At 63.9% G+C, this 17,298-nt stretch carries 11 protein-coding genes; 6 read left to right on the forward strand and 5 right to left on the reverse strand.

What is annotated here, in order from left to right:
* The first annotated feature begins 48 nt into the window (after positions 1 to 48).
* Positions 49 to 2,445 carry a phosphoketolase family protein gene (locus tag NCS03_RS19025; RefSeq protein WP_008352857.1) on the forward strand — a complete coding sequence of 799 codons (2,397 nt, stop codon included), beginning with the start codon at positions 49 to 51 and terminating at the stop codon, positions 2,443 to 2,445.
* A gap of 1 nt (position 2,446) precedes the next feature.
* Here the strand turns inward: NCS03_RS19025 and NCS03_RS19030 are convergent, their stop codons facing one another.
* Complete coding sequence (locus tag NCS03_RS19030) at positions 2,447 to 4,753, reverse strand: mechanosensitive ion channel family protein (protein ID WP_250529574.1); 2,307 nt, start codon at positions 4,751 to 4,753, stop codon at positions 2,447 to 2,449.
* A gap of 96 nt (positions 4,754 to 4,849) precedes the next feature.
* Positions 4,850 to 5,473, reverse strand: coding sequence for a TetR/AcrR family transcriptional regulator (locus tag NCS03_RS19035; protein WP_008352853.1), 624 nt, complete (start codon positions 5,471 to 5,473; stop codon positions 4,850 to 4,852).
* 272 nt (positions 5,474 to 5,745) lie between these two features.
* On the opposite strand from NCS03_RS19035, the gene NCS03_RS19040 reads away from it, so the two are divergent.
* The 3 genes from NCS03_RS19040 to NCS03_RS19050 are packed head-to-tail and all read left to right on the forward strand — an operon-like array spanning position 5,746 to position 11,518.
* Positions 5,746 to 6,867, forward strand: a complete 1,122-nt coding sequence (locus tag NCS03_RS19040) for an efflux RND transporter periplasmic adaptor subunit (protein WP_250529575.1) — start codon at positions 5,746 to 5,748, stop codon at positions 6,865 to 6,867.
* Positions 6,864 to 9,986, forward strand: coding sequence for an efflux RND transporter permease subunit (locus tag NCS03_RS19045; protein WP_250529576.1), 3,123 nt, complete (start codon positions 6,864 to 6,866; stop codon positions 9,984 to 9,986). Before NCS03_RS19040 ends, NCS03_RS19045 begins: the two co-directional genes overlap by 4 nt.
* Positions 9,983 to 11,518, forward strand: a complete 1,536-nt coding sequence (locus NCS03_RS19050) for an efflux transporter outer membrane subunit (RefSeq protein ID WP_250529577.1) — start codon at positions 9,983 to 9,985, stop codon at positions 11,516 to 11,518. Before NCS03_RS19045 ends, NCS03_RS19050 begins: the two co-directional genes overlap by 4 nt.
* On the opposite strand, the gene NCS03_RS19055 is transcribed toward NCS03_RS19050, so the two are convergent.
* The 3 genes from NCS03_RS19055 to NCS03_RS19065 form a co-directional block, all read right to left on the reverse strand.
* Positions 11,443 to 12,735 carry a chloride channel protein gene (locus NCS03_RS19055; protein WP_250436065.1) on the reverse strand — a complete coding sequence of 431 codons (1,293 nt, stop codon included), beginning with the start codon at positions 12,733 to 12,735 and terminating at the stop codon, positions 11,443 to 11,445. The two genes, NCS03_RS19050 and NCS03_RS19055, sit on opposite strands and share 76 nt — an antisense overlap.
* Before the next feature lie 91 nt (positions 12,736 to 12,826).
* On the reverse strand, positions 12,827 to 13,828 hold the full coding sequence (locus NCS03_RS19060) for a sulfate ABC transporter substrate-binding protein (RefSeq protein ID WP_250529578.1): 1,002 nt from the start codon (positions 13,826 to 13,828) through the stop codon (positions 12,827 to 12,829).
* A gap of 95 nt (positions 13,829 to 13,923) precedes the next feature.
* The gene (locus tag NCS03_RS19065) at positions 13,924 to 14,523 is read right to left on the reverse strand and encodes an RBBP9/YdeN family alpha/beta hydrolase (RefSeq protein WP_250529579.1); all 600 of its coding nucleotides are present in this window, start codon (positions 14,521 to 14,523) and stop codon (positions 13,924 to 13,926) included.
* 159 nt (positions 14,524 to 14,682) lie between these two features.
* Between NCS03_RS19065 and NCS03_RS19070 the strand changes: the two genes are divergently transcribed.
* Both NCS03_RS19070 and NCS03_RS19075 read left to right on the forward strand, forming a co-directional pair.
* On the forward strand, positions 14,683 to 15,489 hold the full coding sequence (locus NCS03_RS19070; protein WP_250436068.1) for a GntR family transcriptional regulator: 807 nt from the start codon (positions 14,683 to 14,685) through the stop codon (positions 15,487 to 15,489).
* 68 nt (positions 15,490 to 15,557) lie between these two features.
* Entirely contained in the window at positions 15,558 to 17,294 is a 1,737-nt protein-coding gene (locus NCS03_RS19075; RefSeq protein WP_250458028.1) for a fumarate reductase/succinate dehydrogenase flavoprotein subunit, read from the forward strand.
* Positions 17,295 to 17,298 lie beyond the last annotated feature (4 nt).

Consider the following 17,298-nt stretch of genomic DNA (forward strand, 5'->3'; position numbering starts at 1 on the left):
CGCATTCCCGCAATCGCCGATGAACGTTCAATGAAAGGAGACCTCGTGATGAGCAAGCACTCCAGAAATGGCGCGTCGCATTCTTCTGCTCTCGAAGGCGATGAACTTCGCCTCGTCGATGCGTGGTGGCGCGCGTGCAATTATCTTTCGGCGGGCATGATCTTTCTCGCCGATAACCCGCTGCTGCGCGAACCGCTGAAGGCCGAACACGTCAAGCACCGGCTGCTCGGGCACTGGGGCGCGAGTCCCGCACTGTCGTTCGTATGGGCGCATCTGAACCGCGTCATCAGGCGCGACGACATCGACGTGATCTTCATGGCCGGCCCCGGTCACGGCGCGCCCGGCGTGCTCGGTCCCGCGTATCTCGAAGGCACGTATTCGGAGGTCTATCCGGACAAGAGCGAAGATGCCGAAGGCATGCAGAAGTTCTTCAAGCAGTTTTCCTTTCCGGGGCATATCGGCTCGCATGTGACGCCCGAAACGCCGGGATCGATCCATGAAGGCGGCGAACTCGGCTATAGCCTTTCGCACGCTTATGGCGCGGCACTGGACAATCCGGAGTTGATCGTCGCGTGCGTCGTCGGCGACGGCGAAGCGGAAACCGGTCCGCTCGCAACGGCGTGGCACTCGAACAAGTTCATCAATCCCGCGCGCGATGGCGCCGTGCTTCCGATCCTCAATCTCAACGGCTATAAGATCGCGAATCCGACGATCCTCGCGCGCATCGGTCATGACGAGCTGGAGGCCTTGTTCGTCGGTTATGGTTATCGGCCTTATTTCGTCGAGGGATCGGATCACAACGAAATGCATAAGAAGATGGCGGAAACGCTCGATGCCGCGACCGCCGACATCCGCGCGATCTGGGACAAGGCGCGCAACGATGGCCATGTGAAACGGCCGCGCTGGCCGATGATCGTTCTGCGCACGCCGAAAGGCTGGACCGGTCCGAAGGAAATCAACGGACATAAGGTCGAAGGTTCATGGCGCGCCCATCAGGTGCCGTTCTCCGACGTGCATAACAATCCCGCGAATCTCGCCGTGCTCGAACGCTGGATGCAAAGCTATAAGCCCGAAGAACTCTTCGATGAAACCGGCCGCCTGCGTGAAGAGATCAGATCGATCGCGCCCGTTGGCACACGGCGCATGAGCGCGAATCCGCATGCGAATGGCGGCACGTTGCGCAAGGAACTCAAGCTGCCCGATTTCCGCGACTATGCCGTCGATGTCGGTCAGGCCGGCAAGCTCCTGCACGAAAATACCCGTCCGCTCGGCGCATTCCTGCGCGACGTCATGCGCTGCAACATGGACCGGTTCCGCGTGTTCGGCCCCGATGAAACGGCCTCGAATCGGCTTCAGGCGATCTATGAAGTCAGCAAGAAAGTCTGGATGGCCGACCTTCTACCCGAAGACGAAGACGGCGGCGAGTTGTCCCGCGACGGCCGCGTGATGGAAATGCTTTCCGAGCACACATTGCTCGGCTGGCTCGAAGGTTATCTGCTTTCAGGGCGGCACGGTTTCTTCCACACGTACGAAGCGTTCGCGCATGTCATCGATTCGATGTTCAATCAACATGCGAAGTGGCTCGACATCTGCAAGAACCATGTGCCCTGGCGCGCATCGGTTTCGTCGGAAACGATTCTGCTTTCATCGACGGTATGGCGGCAGGATCACAACGGCTTCTCGCATCAGGACCCGGGCTTCATCGATCTCGTCACGAACAAGAGCCCTTCGGTCACGCGCGTGTATCTGCCGCCCGATGCCAACACACTGCTCGTCGTGGCCGATCAATGTCTGCGCTCGACCGACTGCATCAACATCATCGTCGCGGACAAGCAGAAGCATCTGCAATTCGCGACCATCGACGAAGCGATCGTTCATTGCGCCAAAGGCATCGGCATATGGCGGCGCGCGAGCACCGATGAAGGCGAGGAGCCCGACGTCGTGCTCGCCTCTTGCGGCGATGTCGCGACGCAAGAAGCGCTAGCCGCCGCGGCGATCCTGCGCGAGCAGTTGCCCGAATTGAAATTGCGCTTCGTGAACGTAGTCGATCTCTTCAAGATGCAGCCCGACACCGAGCATCCGCACGGATCGAGCGCGCGTGAATTCGATAGCCTCTTCACGCTCGACAAGCCTGTGATCTTCAACTTCCACGGTTATCCGTGGCTGATTCACAAGCTCGCTTATCGCTTTCACAATCACGAGAATCTGCACGTTCGCGGCTATAAGGAAAAAGGCAACATCAACACGCCGCTCGAACTGGCGATACTCAATCAGGTCGATCGTTTCAATCTCGTCATCGATGTGCTCGATCGCGTGCCGCGCCTGCAGGCAAGGACCGCGCACTTGAGGGAGGACATGAAGAACGCGATCATCCGTCACCTCGATTACGCGCATACGCACGGCACCGACAAGCCGGAAATCGCCGACTGGGTATGGCCCTTCTGAATCACGGAGATTCCTTGAGCACGCGAAGATCCGGCTGCACGGCGCCATCCGCTGCATGCCGGGTCTGAGCCTGCGAGCGTTCGTCGCTCTCCTTCGATGTCTGGATGTGCATCTGCGGCAACATCATCTCGATGCCCGCTTCATCCATCTTGAGTTTGAGCCTCGCATTGAAGGCGCGCGCGACGCTCCATTGCTGGAGCGGTTTCGTCTTGATCTGCCCTTTCACGACGATGCAGTTCGACTCGAAGCGATCGAGTCCCCACACTTCGACCGGCCCGATTATTTCGTTGCGAAAGCGAAAGTCGGCCATCATGTCGGCGCCCACTTCGTTGATCATGCGCGTGATGTCGTCGAGCTTCGCCGAGAACGGCACGCGCACTTCGAACACGGCATTCGCGAAATCGCGCGACAGGTTCTTCACGATCTTGATCTGCGAAAACGGAATCGTGTGAACCGCGCCTTGTCCGTCGCGCAGGCGCACCGTGCGGATCGTCAGGTCCATCACGGTGCCCGCGTGTCCGCCGTCGATGTCGATCCAGTCGCCGACCGAAATCGTCTCCTCGACGATGATGAACAGCCCCGTGATCAGATCGGTGACGAGCGATTTCGCGCCGAAGCCGACCGCCAGGCCGATCACGCCGGCGCCCGCGAGCAGCGGCGTCAGGTTGATGCCGAGACTCGCGCACGCGACGATGGCCGCGAGGCTCGCGACCGTCACGAAGATGCCATTGCGCACGAGCGGCAACATCGTGCGGGCGCGCACGCCGGGACTCAGCGCCTTGTTGCGCGAACTGTTCTGGCCGAGCGCTTCGAGTATCACGGTATCGAGCACGATCCAGATGAACCACGCGCCGAACACCGTCGCGACGACCGCGATCAGCGCGTGCCTGAAGCCGGGCGTCATCGCGCTGTGCCTGATGAGCCGCGCGATCGGTCCGCTCCATAGCTCGAGCTCGAAGCGCAGATAAGCCAGCCAGATCAACAATACGATCAGCGTGCATCCGAAGCGCAACAGGCGCGTGAGATGCGGCGCGCGGCGCTGCGCGCGCGTGTCGCGCCGGCGCGTCAAATGCAGCAGCAGCGCGGACGCGAACAGCGTAAGCACGAGCAGCGCCGCGCTCAATAACGACGGCCGCAGCACGTCGCCTTCCGCGCCGCGCCCGTCGATGATCGCGACGACCGATGCCACCGCGATCAGCAGTATCGGGATATGCCATAGCGACGCGAGGATATCGAGCGCTTCCGTCGCGAACTGATGATCGCGCCTGCGCGCATACGGCCGATTGCGGATCAGATGCGTCACGGGCCGCCGGTAAGCGAGCGCGAAATAGCCGCACAGCAACGCGGCGGCGAGCCCCGCGAAGGTCGAGATGATGCCCGCGAGATTGGGGCCGAGCTGCCGTGTGACATCGGCGTTGGCGGTGGCATCGCCGAGCGCGCCGGATGCGCCGATCGCAAAGAGCGGCCAGAGCGTGCGCGTCAGCAGTTGCTGCACGGCCACGCGCCGATGCGCCGTGCTGAACACCGAAAACACGATCATGCAGATGGCCGAGAAGATCGAGCCCGCGACAATCGCATAAGCAATGACGAGCCCGAGCGTGCGGCCGAGCGCATCGGGCATCGCGCGCACGAAGAGCAGCACCGCGATGAACGCGACCACCCACGGCCCCGTCTGACGCAGCGCGAACGCGAGCAATTGCGTCGATGTCGGATTCGGCGCGAGCGCGACGTCGCGGCCATAGCGCGCGAAGATGCGCCGCTGCACGCGGATCAGCAAGAACGCGCACAGGCCCCATCCCGCGAGCGTCGCGCCCATGCCGCTGACGATCCTGCCGAACGATTCGCCTTTCGCGCCCGTGACAACGGCCTGCAATTCGCCCGCGGCCGCACTGCCGCGCGCGGTCCAAAAACGCATCGGCGTGAGCCCTTCGCTGAGATTCGTTTCGACGGATGCAATGCCCGATGCGATCGCGCCAAGAAGATCGGCATTGGCGGGCGCGGGCGTGGCGGGCGCGGCGCTCTGCGTCGCATCGCGTAACGCTTTCAATTGCGTGACGAGCGCGCTGCGTTGCGCGTCGTTGTCGAGCGTGCCGATGAGGTTGTTCAGCGAACGCACCATTTCGGCCTGACTCGCGGACGACGGCGCGGACGCCGCGGTCGCATCGGCGGGCGTCTGCGGCGCGATGAACTTCTGCATCGCACCGGTCAGCGGCGCGGCCATCGCCGGAAACACGCACGAACATCCGATCAAGACACCGAGTGCCATCAGGACACGCCTCGCATCGATGCGCCGCGTGAATGTGCTCATGGAGTCGCCCTCCAGGATCATCGCCGTTGCGCGAGATCGCGAACGGCTCTCGCGCAAAGATTAGCGTATCGAATTCAGGCGTGCCATCAGGCTGTCCTATTCGGCGGCGCCGCTCAGCACGACACGCCGGAAGAATTGCGCGAGGACGTCCTCGGCGAATTGCGCCGGCACCGACTGCGGGTCCGACGAATAGAAGAACTGCACGCCGTCGCACAGCGCGATGAGGCCGAGCGCCATCTGTTCGGGCGGCATGGTGAGCGGCGTGCCCACGCGTTCGGAAAAAGCGCGGATGTAATCGGTCGTGGTCTGACGCAGTTCGCGCATCAGCGCATTGAAGCTCGCGCGGAACCTCGCGTCGCGGCTCGCGTGCAGCTTCGCTTCGACCCACAGAAGAAAGCACGCGTTGTTCTGATAGCACTCGCTGTAGTACTGCAGCACGCGCGCTTCCATGTCGGCGCGCGACGCCTCGCCATCTTCGAAAATCGTGGAGAGGCGCTGCATGATCGTGTCGTGATCGCGCTTGAGCACTTCGAGCAGCAACTCGGCCTTGCTAGAAAAGTTCGAATAGAACGCACCGCGCGTGTAGCCCGCGTCGGCGGCTACATCTTCGACGCTCGATGCGCCGAATCCTTTCTTCGTGAAAACCGCTTGCGCAGCGTCGAGCAGACGCTGGCGCGTCTGGTCACGGCTCTGCTCGCGGGTGAGACGGACTGGTTTCATGCGCGCAGTGTAGCACCGCCAGGCTTACGAATCCGTCTTTGCATTCAGATACAAGTGTGTATTAGAATTCACTTCGTATTTGCGTCCGGGTCGTCGAAACCCTTGCCGGACGGGGCTTTCAGGTCGATGCATCAATCCGCCCCATTCAGGCTCGTTTCTCGAAATTGCTGCCGGACAGCCCCGGACAACCCATTTCCCCTGCTTTGCCCACGAGCGGCGCGTCACGTCTTCGCGGCGCGCGGCACCATGCCCTTGCGGGCGCCGAGGTTCCTGTGAAGCTCTTGCACTCACCCGCGTCGGTCGTGGCGCGCGCGGCATTCGTCCCGATCGTCTGTGTTGCGCTCGTCGCCTGCAAGCGGCATGAAGCGCCTGCGCCCGCACCGCGTCCGGTCGTCGCCGTCGCGGCACAAGCCGACGGCCACGCGACCGCGTCGAGCCTGCCCGGTCAGGTGCAATCGCGTTATTCGACGCCGCTCTCGTTTCGCATCAACGGCAAGATTCTCGAACGGCGCGTGCGCCTCGGCGATAGCGTGAAGGCGGGGCAAGTCGTCGCCCGGCTCGATCCCGCCGATGCCGAGAAGAACAGCGCCAGCGCCCGCGCGCAGCTCGATGCGGCCGAGCATCAGCTCGTCTATGCAAAGCAGCAACTCGATCGCGATCGCGCGCAGGCCGCCGAAAATCTCATCGCGCCCGCGCAGCTCGAACAGACGCAGAACGCGTATGCGTCGGCGCTCGCGCAGCGCAATCAGGCGCAGCAGCAAGCGGGGCTCTCCGCCGATCAACTGCGCTACGCGACGCTCGCCGCCGATCACGCGGGCGTCATCACCGCAGAGCAAGCCGACACCGGCCAGAACGTCACGGCAGGCCAGGCCGTTTATACGCTTGCATGGAGCGGCGATATCGACGTGATCTGCGACGTGCCCGAAGCCACGCTCGCCGCGTTCGCCGTCGGACGCGAAGCGAACGTGAAGCTCGCGGCACTGCCCGGCAAGACCTTCAAGGCGCGCGTGCGCGAACTGTCGCCCGCCGCCGACACGCAAAGCCGCACCTGGCGCGCGAAGCTCACGCTCGAAGCGCCGACGCCCGATGTGCGGCTCGGCATGACGGCGGACATCGCGTTCGCGGCAGCCAGCGACGCGAAAGGCGCGTTCACGATTCCATCGACGGCGCTCTTTCACGACAACGGCCATCCCGCCGTGTGGATCGTGAAGCAACCGGGCGATGCGCTCGAACTGCGGCGCGTCGAAGTCGCGCGCTATGGCGAGCGCACGGTGACGCTCGCGGGCGGCATCGCGGCGGGCGAGCGCATCGTGTGGCAAGGCGTGCATACGGTGTCCGCGGGCGAGAAAGTGCGCGTCGTCGCGCCGCTGCATCCCGAGGACTTCGCGTCATGAGCGATACACGCGAAGACAACGACGCCTATCGCCACGAAGAAGGCCGCTTCAATCTCTCCGCGTGGGCGCTGCGGCATCGCGCGCTCGTCGTGTTTCTCATCGCGATGGCGACGATCTTCGGCATCCTCGCGTACACGCGGCTCGCGCAGTCGGAAGACCCGCCTTTCACGTTCCGCGTGATGGTGATCCGCACGTTCTGGCCCGGCGCGACCGCGCGACAGGTGCAGGAGGAAGTGACCGACCGCATCGCGCGCAAGCTGCAGGAAACGCCCTACACGGATTTCATGCGCAGCTATTCGCGTCCCGGCGAATCGCTGATCTTCTTTCAGATGAAAGATTCCGCGCCCGCGAAAGACGTGCCCGAGGAGTGGTATCAGATCCGCAAGAAAGTGGGCGATATCGCCGCGACCTTGCCGCCCGGCACGCAAGGCCCTTTCTTCAACGACGAGTTCGGCGATGTCTACACCAACATCTACGCGCTCGAAGGCGACGGCTTCTCGCCCGCGCAACTGCACGATTACGCCGATTCGCTGCGCACGGTTCTGTTGCGCGTGCCGGGCGTCGCGAAGGTCGATTACTTCAGCGATCAGGAAGAGCGCATCTATGTCGAGATCCCCAATACGACGCTCACGCGTCTGAACATCTCGCCGCAGCAGATCGCGCAGGCCATCGACGGACAGAACGCCGTGTCGAGCGCGGGCGTGCTGACCACGCCGAACGATCGCGTATTCGTGCGTCCGAGCGGCCAGTTCAAGAGCGTGGACGCGCTCGCCGATACGCTCATCAACGTGAACGGGCGTTCGTTCCGGCTCGGCGATATCGCGACGGTCAAGCGCGGCTACATCGATCCGCCCGTCACGCAGATGCGTTCGGCGGGCGTGCCCGTGCTCGGCATCGGCATCACGATGCAGCCGGGCGAAGACGTCGTGCGTCTCGGCAAATCGCTCGATGAAACGATGATCAAGTTGCGTGCGCAACTACCCGCGGGTTTGAAGCTGACGGAGGTGTCGAGCATGCCGCGAGCGGTCTCGCATTCCGTCGACGACTTTCTCGAAGCGGTCGCCGAAGCGGTCATCATCGTGCTGATCGTGAGCCTCGTATCGCTCGGCGTGCGAACGGGCATGGTCGTCGTGATCTCGATTCCCATCGTGCTCGCCGTCACCGCGCTCTTCATGTATTTCTTCGATATCGGCTTGCACAAGGTTTCGCTCGGCACGCTGATTCTCGCATTGGGTCTGCTCGTCGACGACGCGATCATCGCCGTCGAGATGATGGCCGTGAAGCTCGAACAAGGCTGGAACCGCACGCGCGCCGCCGCGTTCGCCTACACGAGCACGGCGTTTCCCATGCTGACCGGCACGCTCGTCACCGTCGCGGGCTTTCTGCCGATCGCGCTCGCGAAGTCGAGTACCGGCGAGTACACGCGTTCGATCTTCGAAGTATCGGCGATCGCGTTGATCGCATCGTGGCTCGCGGCGGTCGTGCTGATTCCGCTGCTCGGCTACAAGCTGCTTCCCGAGCGCAAGAAAGAAGCGCATCTGCCCGACGATCACGAACACGATATCTACGACACGAAGTTCTACGGACGCCTGCGCCGATGGGTCGGCTGGTGCGTGAAGCGGCGCTTCGTCGTGCTCGCAGTCACGGTCGTGCTCTTCGTCATCGCGATGGCCGGCTTCACGCTCGTGCCGCAGCAGTTCTTCCCCAGCTCGGATCGACCCGAACTTCTGATCGACGTGAGATTGCAGGAAGGCGCATCGTTCGAAGCGACCTTGCGCGAAGCGAAGCGTCTCGAAGAAGCGTTGAAGGCCCGCGATGAAATCGATCATGTGGTGAGCTTCGTCGGCACCGGCGCGCCGCGTTTTTATCTGCCGCTCGATCAGCAATTGCCGACGCCCAACTTCGCGCAGTTCGTCGTCACCGCGAAGTCGGTCGAAGCGCGCGAGCAGCTCGCGCGCTGGCTCGATCCGATGTTGCGCGAGCGCTTCCCCGCCGTGCGTACGCGCCTGTCGCGTCTGGAGAATGGTCCGCCTGTCGGCTATCCGGTGCAGTTTCGCGTGAGCGGTGACGATATCGGCACGGTGCGTCATATCGCGGAACAAGTAGCCGCCGACATGCGCGCCGACTCGCGCACGACGAATGTGCAGTTCGACTGGGACGAGCCATCGGAGCGCTCGGTGCGCTTCGAGATCGATCAACAGAAGGCGCGCGATGCGGGCGTCACGTCGCAGGACATATCGAGCTTTCTCGCGATGACGCTGACCGGCACGACCGTCACGCAGTATCGCGAGCGCGACAAGCTCATCAGCGTCGACTTGCGCGCGCCGCGCGCCGAGCGTGTGGATCCTTCGCGGCTCGCGACGATCGCGATGCCGACGCCGCACGGACCGGTGCCGCTGGGGGCGCTCGGCCGCGTCGTCGATACGCTCGAGTACGGCGTGATCTGGGAACGCGACCGCCAGCCGACCATCACCGTGCAATCGGATGTGAAGGGCGACGCGCAAGGCATCGACGTGACGCACGCCATCGACGAGAAGCTCGACGAGATTCGCCGCGCATTGCCCGTGGGTTATCGCGTGGAAGTGGGCGGATCGGTGGAGGAAAGCGGCAAGGGTCAGGCGTCGATCAACGCGCAGATGCCGGTGATGGTGATCGTGGTGCTCACGCTGCTGATGATTCAATTGCAGAGCTTCTCGCGCGTGATGATGGTCGTGCTCACCGCGCCGCTCGGACTCATCGGCGTGGTCGTCACGCTGCTCGCATTCGGCAAGCCGTTCGGCTTCGTCGCGATGCTCGGCGTCATAGCGATGTTCGGCATCATCATGCGCAACTCGGTGATTCTCGTCGATCAGATCGAGCAGGACATTGCGTCGGGGCACAAGCGATTCGATGCGATCATCGGCGCGACGGTGCGGCGCTTCCGCCCTATCACGCTGACCGCAGCCGCCGCCGTGCTCGCGCTGATTCCGCTTCTGCGCAGCAACTTCTTCGGCCCGATGGCCACCGCGCTCATGGGCGGCATCACGAGCGCGACCGTGCTCACGCTTTTCTATCTGCCCGCGCTCTATGCCGCGTGGTTTCGCGTGAAGCTCGACGAACGCGAAGGAGCATCGTCATGAATCGCCGGCTATTGATGACTTGCGCGTGCGTCGCGTTGAATGCGTGCGCGCTCGGCCCCGATGGCAAGCCGCCCGCGATGCCGCAGCCCGCGCATTACGGCGCCGAAACGCAAGTGCAGGCGAGCGTGAGCGCAGAAGGCGCGTCGCAACGTTTCGATGTGGGCGCGAAGCCCGTGCCCGAATGGTGGAAGCGCTATCGGTCGGATACGCTGAATGCACTCGTCGATGAAGGCTTGCGCGCGAGCCCGAATCTCGCGGCAGCCGACAAGAGCCTCGTCGCGGCGCGCGAACAGTTGCGCGCGCAAGTGGGTTCGTCGCTGTTGCCGCAGATCGATGCGGGCGGACAAGCGACGCGGCAACGCGGCTTCGGCATTCCGCAGGGCGGCCCGCCGACCGTGCTCTACAACCTCTTCGTCGGGCAGATTCAGGCGCAATACACGTTCGATCTCTTCGGCGCGGCGCGCTATGCGAATGCATCGCTTGCCGCGCAGGTCGACCAACAGGCCTTTCAACTCGATGCCGCGCGCCGTGCGCTTGCTGCGAACATCGTGACGGGTGCGATCGGCGCGGCCGCGTTGCATGCGCAGATCGACGTGACGACGCGTCTCGTCGCGCTAGCCAACGACGACGCGCACGATGCCGAACGCCGCTACGCGCTCGGCTCCGCATCGCGCGCCGACATGCTCGCCGCACAGCAGAACGCGGCGTCGCTCGCATCGCAATTGCCGGGCTTGCGCGCGCAATGGCTTGCGGCCCGCCACGCGCTCGCCGTCCTGCTCGGACGCACGCCCGATCAGGCGCCCGACGATCTCGATCTCGCGAGCCTCGCCGTGCCGTCCGATGTGCCGGTCGTGCTGCCGTCGGAATTGCTGCAGACGCGCCCCGACATCCAGGCCGCCGATTCGGCGTTGAAGGCGTCGGCGGCGCAAGTCGGCGTCGCGACGGCGCAGTTGTTTCCGAGCTTGTCGATATCGGCATCGATGGGCAAAGGCGGCTTCGACTGGCCGACCGCGCTCTCGGGCGCGGGCGCGTTGTGGAGCGTGGGCGCATCCCTGTCGCAGCCGATCTTTCATGGCGGCGCGCTGCTCGCGCAACGGCGCGCGGCCATCGCCACGTATGAGGCCGCCGTCGCGCAGTACAAGCAGACCGTGCTCGCGGCGTTTCAGAACGTCGCGAACACGCTGGCGTCGCTCGAAACCGACAGCGAAACGCTCGCCTTCGCCGATCGCGCGAGCAACGCGGCACGCGATGCATCGGCGGATGCGGCTGCGCGCGTGCGTCTCGGCGCGATCCCGCCTCGCGCGGCGCGCGGCAGCGAGCAGCAGTATCTCAACGCGCGGCTTGCGACGATCCGCGCGAGCAGCGCGCGTCTGAGCGATACCGCCGCGCTCTTTCAGGCGATGGGTTCGCCGGTTGCGCCGGAAGCATCGGTCGTGCAAACGCGATGTTCGGACGATCAGTCGGAGAGACCTCGCAACGTTTGCTGCGGCGCGGCCGAAGGCGCGGGCGAACGTTGCGCGAGCCAGCGATAGGTGAGCGTCGCGCCCGCTATCGCAATCGCCGACGGAATCAGGAAGTCGTGATCGAAACGCGTGAATTCGAGCATCAGCACGAGCGCGGTCAGCGGCATCTGCATCGCCGCGCCGAGAAACGCACCCGCGCCGATGACCGCGAACGCGCCGAGCGGCGTGCCCGGCCAGATGCCGTTCCACAGACTGCCGAGCACGATGGCGAGCAGCGCGCCGTTGGTGAGGCCCGGCGTGAGCAGGCCGCCTTGCGCGCCCGCGCGCAGCGAGCTCACTTCGATCGTTACCTTCAGCACGAGCAGCACGCCCGCGAGCGCGAAGCTCACGTGATCTTCGAAGGAAAGACCGGCCGGACCTTTGCCGTTTCCCGCGAGCTGCGGGTAATACATGACCAGCGCGCCGACTAGCGCGAAATTCGCGATCGTCAGCACAGGCAACGTCTTGCCGCGTGGCGCGTTTTCGCGTGCGGCGCTCGTGAGCTTCGCGAAAAGACGCGCGGCCGCCCCGAAAACCGGCGCCATGACAACGGCCCACGCGAGCAGTTGCGCGTTCAGCGTGAAGTCCGGCAGATGATACTGATGCCCGTCGCCGAGCCCGATCCACGCGACCATTGCCGCGATCGACGACGTCACGAACGCCGCCGCGATGATCGCGCCATCGAACGTGCAGAGCAGCACTTCCAGCACGAACACGGCGCCGCCGAGCGGCACGTTATAGACGGCGGCAAGCCCCGCGCCTGCGCCGCACGCGACCATGATGCGCGATTGCGCGGGCGTGAGTCCCGCGTAGTGCGCGAGCCAGCCGGACCATAACGCGCCGATTTCACGCGGCGCGACTTCGCGGCCGAGCGGCGAGCCCATCGCGACCGTGAAGATCTGCAGGAGCGCATGCGCGATCGTGCTGCCGGGCGGCATGCGCGGATCGTCGGCCTTGACGGCCTTCGCGATGCTGACGAGCGGTTTGCCGAAGCGATGCACGCACCACCAGCCGACGCCCGCGACGACACCGCAAAGCGTCAGCACGATGAAGCGCCGCGCGGGCGACGCAGCCGATATGCCTTCGAGAAAGCTTTCGCCGCTGGTGAACGCATCGAGGCTGTAGCCGAACGCGACGTGCTGGATCAGATGCAGCAAGAGCGCCAGCGACATGCCGCCGAGACCCGCGCCCAGACCGACGAGCACGGTAACGACGATGAGCTTCGCGCTTGCGTTCGACGAGGGCATCGCAGTCACCGTTGGGGGAAAACGTACAGCTTAATCCCAAGTCCCCCCGTTGCTCTTCGCGCTGCGCACGCAGTTTCGAATACGAACGATGCTAGTTCTTGTCCGCCACGACCTGATCGAACGTGCCGCCATCGGCGAAATGCGTCTGCTGCGCCTTCTGCCAGCTTCCGAACATCTGCTCGACGGTGAAGGTTTTCAGCGGCTTGAACTCGCTCGCGTGTTTTGCAAGCACGTCGGCGTTGCGCGGACGCAGATGATGCTGCGCGATGATTTCCTGCGCGGCAGGCGTGAACAGAAAGTCGAGATACGCCTGCGCTTCCTTGCGCGTGCCGCGCTTGTCCACGACCTTGTCGACGATCGACACAGGCGGTTCCGCGAGCAGACTCACCGACGGATACACCGCCTCGAAGTCCTTCGCGCCCGGTCCCGCGCTCATCAGGCCGACTTCGTTTTCGAAGGTGACGAGCACATCGCCGATGCCGCGCTGCGTGAAGGTCGTCGTCGCGCCGCGCCCGCCCGTATCGAGCACGGGCACGTTCTTGAAGACGGCTTTCTCGAAGTCTTGCGCCTGCGCGTCGCTTGCGCCTTGCTGCTTCTTGAAGCCCCATGCCGCGAGATACGCATAGCGTCCGTTGCCCGATGTCTTCGGATTCGCAATCACCACTTGCACGCCGGGCCGCGCGAGATCGCTCCAGTCCTTGATGTTCTTCGGATTGCCCTTGTGGACGAGGAAAACCATCGTCGTCGTGTAGGGCGCGCTCGCGTCCGGCAGACGGCTGCGCCAGTTCGCGGGCACGAGCTGACCGCGCTCCGCGAGCAAGTCGATGTCGTTGGGTTGATTCATCGTGACGACATCGGCCTGCAAACCTTGCGTCACCGACAACGCCTGCGCGCTCGATGCGCCATGCGACTGCCGCACCGATACCGTCGCGCCCGACTTCTTTTTGTAGTCCGCGACGAAGGCCGCGTCGATATCCTTGTACAGCTCGCGCGTCACGTCATACGAGACGTTGAGCAGCGTCGTGTCCGCATGCGCGATGCTCGCCGCGATGCCGAGTGCAACCGTAACGATCAGCTTCTTGTGAACTGCCATTTTCTCTCCAGAGACAAGGGGTTTGTCTACCGCACAACAGACAAAGGCCGCCCGAGGGCGGCCATGCATACATTGAACGAATTCAGACAGCGGAGTCAACCATACGCGCGCTGTTCCTCCTCTTCGTATTCGGGCGACGCGCGGCGGGCGAGCGTTTCGACGAAATGCTTCGCGAGCGGCCACGGCCCAAATCCCGCCGATGTATTGATATGCCCCGCATCGCCGAGATTGACGAACGCGCTGTTCCAGCGCTGCGCGAGCGTGCGCGCGTCGTCGAGCGGCATCCACGGATCGGTCTCGCTGCCGACGACGAGCGACAGCGTATCGAGCCTGCGCGCATTGAACGCGCCCGCGAAACGGAACTTCGCCGGGCTCGCGGGCGCGACGAACAGCACGCCCTTCACGTTCGGCAAGTATGCGTGACTCAGCGCATGTCCCGTGGCAAGACAGCCGAAGCTATGCGCCGCGATGACGACAGGACCGTCGATGCCCGCGAGGACGTCGAGGACGGCATCGCTCCAGATCGCGAGATTCGGCGTGCTCCAGTCGCGTTGGTCGACGCGCCGCGTGCCGGGCATCTCGCGTTCGAGCCAACTCTGCCAGTGCGCGTCCTCGCTGCCGTGCAAGCCGGGCACCGTGACGAGCGTGACCGCGTTTCCTGCGTTTCGTGCATCGGGCGCGTTACGATGATTCATCTTCGATCCTCGCTGGACTCGAACTGGACAGGTTCCATTCTCGTGCAGCGCGCAGCGGGCGCTAACCAATATTTCGTCATTTGTTTATGGCGATGCCGCCGGGGCGCGCCGCTATAATCGCAGCTCGAAGCGCCCGCCTTCCTTCCCCTTCCCGCTCTCATGCCGACCCGTCGCCCTTCCGTTTCGCTCGATTCGCACGTACCGCTCTACACGCAGATCAAGGACGTGCTGCGCTCCGGCATTCTCGATGGCCGCTATCCGCCGATGAGCCGCATGCCCTCGGAAAGCGAGCTGATGACGATGTTCGACGTGAGCCGCATCACGATCCGCCAGGCGCTCGGCGACCTGCAAAAGGAAGGGTTGATCTTCAAGGTCCACGGCAAGGGCTCGTTCGTATCGCAACCGAAGGCGTTTCAGAACGTGACGTCGCTGCAGGGTTTCGCCGAGGCGATGTCGGAGAGCGGACACGAGATCATCAATCGCGTCGTGCAGATGCGCGTCGTGGCCGCGCCGCCCGAAGTCGCCGCGCAACTCGCTCTTGCCGAAGGCAGCAGCGTCGCCGAGATTCATCGCGTGCGCCTGCTCAATCGCGCGCCCGTTTCGTACGAAGTGACGTTCCTGCCCGAAGCCATCGGCAAACGCCTGAAGCGCGCGGAGCTCGCCACGCGCGATATCTTCCTGATGCTCGAAAACGACTGCGCCGTGCCGCTCGGTCACGCCGATCTGGCGATCGACGCCATCGCCGCCGCGCCCGACATCGCGGATGCGCTCGACGTGAAAAAAGGCGCACCGCTTCTGCGCATCGAGCGCCTCACGCACGATGCCGGCGGCAAGCCCATCGACTTCGAATACCTCTATTTCCGAGGCGATACGTTCCAGTATCGGCTGCGCATCGATCGCGAACGGACCTCGCCCGCCGCATCGCGCGTTATTCGAAGCAGGCACAAGCAAAGCAAAAACAATTGATTCCCTCGCGGTTCGCGCACTTCTAGAATCTGGTCCTGACTTGTCATAACAAGCGGCGAAACCAGATCATGCAGACCCACGAACTCGAATACGACATCGTCGTCGTTGGCGGCGGCACGGCTGGGCCGATGGCCGCCGTCAAGGCGAAACAGCGCGACCCGAATCTGCGCGTGCTGCTCATCGACAAGGCGCACGTGAAGCGCAGCGGCGCGATCTCGATGGGCATGGACGGCCTGAACAACGCGATCATTCCCGGCCACGCGACGCCCGAGCAGTACACGAAGGAAATCACCGTGGCCAACGACGGCATCGTCAATCAGGCCACGATTTATGCGTATGCGCGCCACAGCTTCACGACCATCGAGGAGCTCGATCGCTGGGGCGTGAAGTTCGAGAAGGACCATACCGGCGACTATGCCGTGCGCAAGGTGCATCACATGGGCGCGTATGTCTTGCCGATGCCCGAAGGTCACGACGTAAAGAAGGTGCTGTACCGGCAATTGAAGCGTGCGCGCGTGGAGATCACGAATCGCGTCGTCGCCACGCGTCTTTTGAATGGCCCGAATGGCGAGATCGCGGGCGTCATGGGCTTCGATTGCCGCACCGCCGACTTCTACGTGATCCGCGCGAAAGCGGTCATTCTCTGCTGCGGCGCGGCCGGCAGATTGGGCCTGCCCGCATCGGGCTATCTGATGGGCACGTACGAGAATCCGACGAACGCCGGCGACGGTTACGCGATGGCGTACCACGCAGGCGCGGAACTCGCCAATCTCGAATGCTTCCAGATCAATCCGCTCATCAAGGATTACAACGGCCCGGCATGCGCGTATGTGACGGGACCGCTCGGCGGTTATACGGCGAATGGCAAGGGCGAGCGCTTCATCGAATGCGATTACTGGAGCGGGCAAATGATGTGGGAGTTCTATCAGGAACTCCAGAGCGGCAACGGGCCGGTGTTTCTCAAGCTCGATCATCTCGCGGAAGAAACGATTCAAACGATCGAAACGATCCTGCACACCAACGAGCGGCCGAGCCGTGGGCGCTTTCATGCGCGGCGCGGTAACGACTATCGCTCGCGCATGATCGAGATGCACATCTCGGAGATCGGCTTGTGCAGCGGACACAGCGCATCGGGCGTATGGGTCGACGAGCACGCGCGCACTTCGGTGCAAGGGCTTTACGCGGCGGGCGACATGGCCGCCGTGCCGCACAACTACATGCTCGGCGCGTTCACTTACGGATGGTTCGCCGGTGAAGATGCCGCCGCGCATGTCGCCGGCCGCGCGCTGCCCGCGCTCGACGCATCGCAGATCGAACATGAGCGTGCCCGCATCTTTGCGCCGCTGTCGCGCGAACATGGCCTGCCGCCCGCGCAAGTCGAATACAAGCTGCGCCGCTTCGTGAACGACTATCTACAGCCGCCGAAAGTCACGCGTCGCATGGAGATCGGCCTGCAACGCTTCGCGGAGATTCGCGAGGACGTCGAGCGTCTCGGCGCCGCCGATCCGCACGAGCTGATGCGCGCCGCTGAAGTCGCCGCGATCCTCGATTGCGCGGAAATGGCCGCGCGCGCGTCGCTGTATCGCACGGAGAGCCGCTGGGGCCTTTATCACCATCGCGTCGATTTTCCTGAGCGCAACGATGACGAATGGTTCTGCCACGCGCATCTGAAGAAGGATGCATCGGGACGCATGACGTCCTTCAAGAAACCCGTGGAACCGTACGTGGTTCCCGTCGACGAGTCCGAGCGCGGCGCGTATTCGCGTCTGCGCGTGGCTCGCACGTCGCAGCCTGTCGCTGCATAGGAGA

This window comes from Caballeronia sp. ATUFL_F1_KS4A (genome assembly GCF_023630905.1).
In the GTDB taxonomy this organism is placed as follows: Bacteria; Pseudomonadota; Gammaproteobacteria; order Burkholderiales; family Burkholderiaceae; genus Caballeronia; species Caballeronia zhejiangensis.

Bases quoted from the DNA above. Each gene is read 5' to 3' on its own strand.
- NCS03_RS19025 (WP_008352857.1), top strand. From the start codon at position 49: ATGAGCAAGCACTCCAGAAATGGCGCGTCGCATTCTTCTGCTCTCGAA.
- NCS03_RS19030 (WP_250529574.1), bottom strand. From the start codon at position 4,753: ATGAGCACATTCACGCGGCGCATCGATGCGAGGCGTGTCCTGATGGCA.
- NCS03_RS19035 (WP_008352853.1), bottom strand. From the start codon at position 5,473: ATGAAACCAGTCCGTCTCACCCGCGAGCAGAGCCGTGACCAGACGCGC.
- NCS03_RS19045 (WP_250529576.1), top strand. From the start codon at position 6,864: ATGAGCGATACACGCGAAGACAACGACGCCTATCGCCACGAAGAAGGC.
- NCS03_RS19050 (WP_250529577.1), top strand. From the start codon at position 9,983: ATGAATCGCCGGCTATTGATGACTTGCGCGTGCGTCGCGTTGAATGCG.
- NCS03_RS19055 (WP_250436065.1), bottom strand. From the start codon at position 12,735: ATGCCCTCGTCGAACGCAAGCGCGAAGCTCATCGTCGTTACCGTGCTC.
- NCS03_RS19060 (WP_250529578.1), bottom strand. From the start codon at position 13,828: ATGGCAGTTCACAAGAAGCTGATCGTTACGGTTGCACTCGGCATCGCG.
- NCS03_RS19065 (WP_250529579.1), bottom strand. From the start codon at position 14,523: ATGAATCATCGTAACGCGCCCGATGCACGAAACGCAGGAAACGCGGTC.
- NCS03_RS19070 (WP_250436068.1), top strand. From the start codon at position 14,683: ATGCCGACCCGTCGCCCTTCCGTTTCGCTCGATTCGCACGTACCGCTC.
- NCS03_RS19075 (WP_250458028.1), top strand. From the start codon at position 15,558: ATGCAGACCCACGAACTCGAATACGACATCGTCGTCGTTGGCGGCGGC.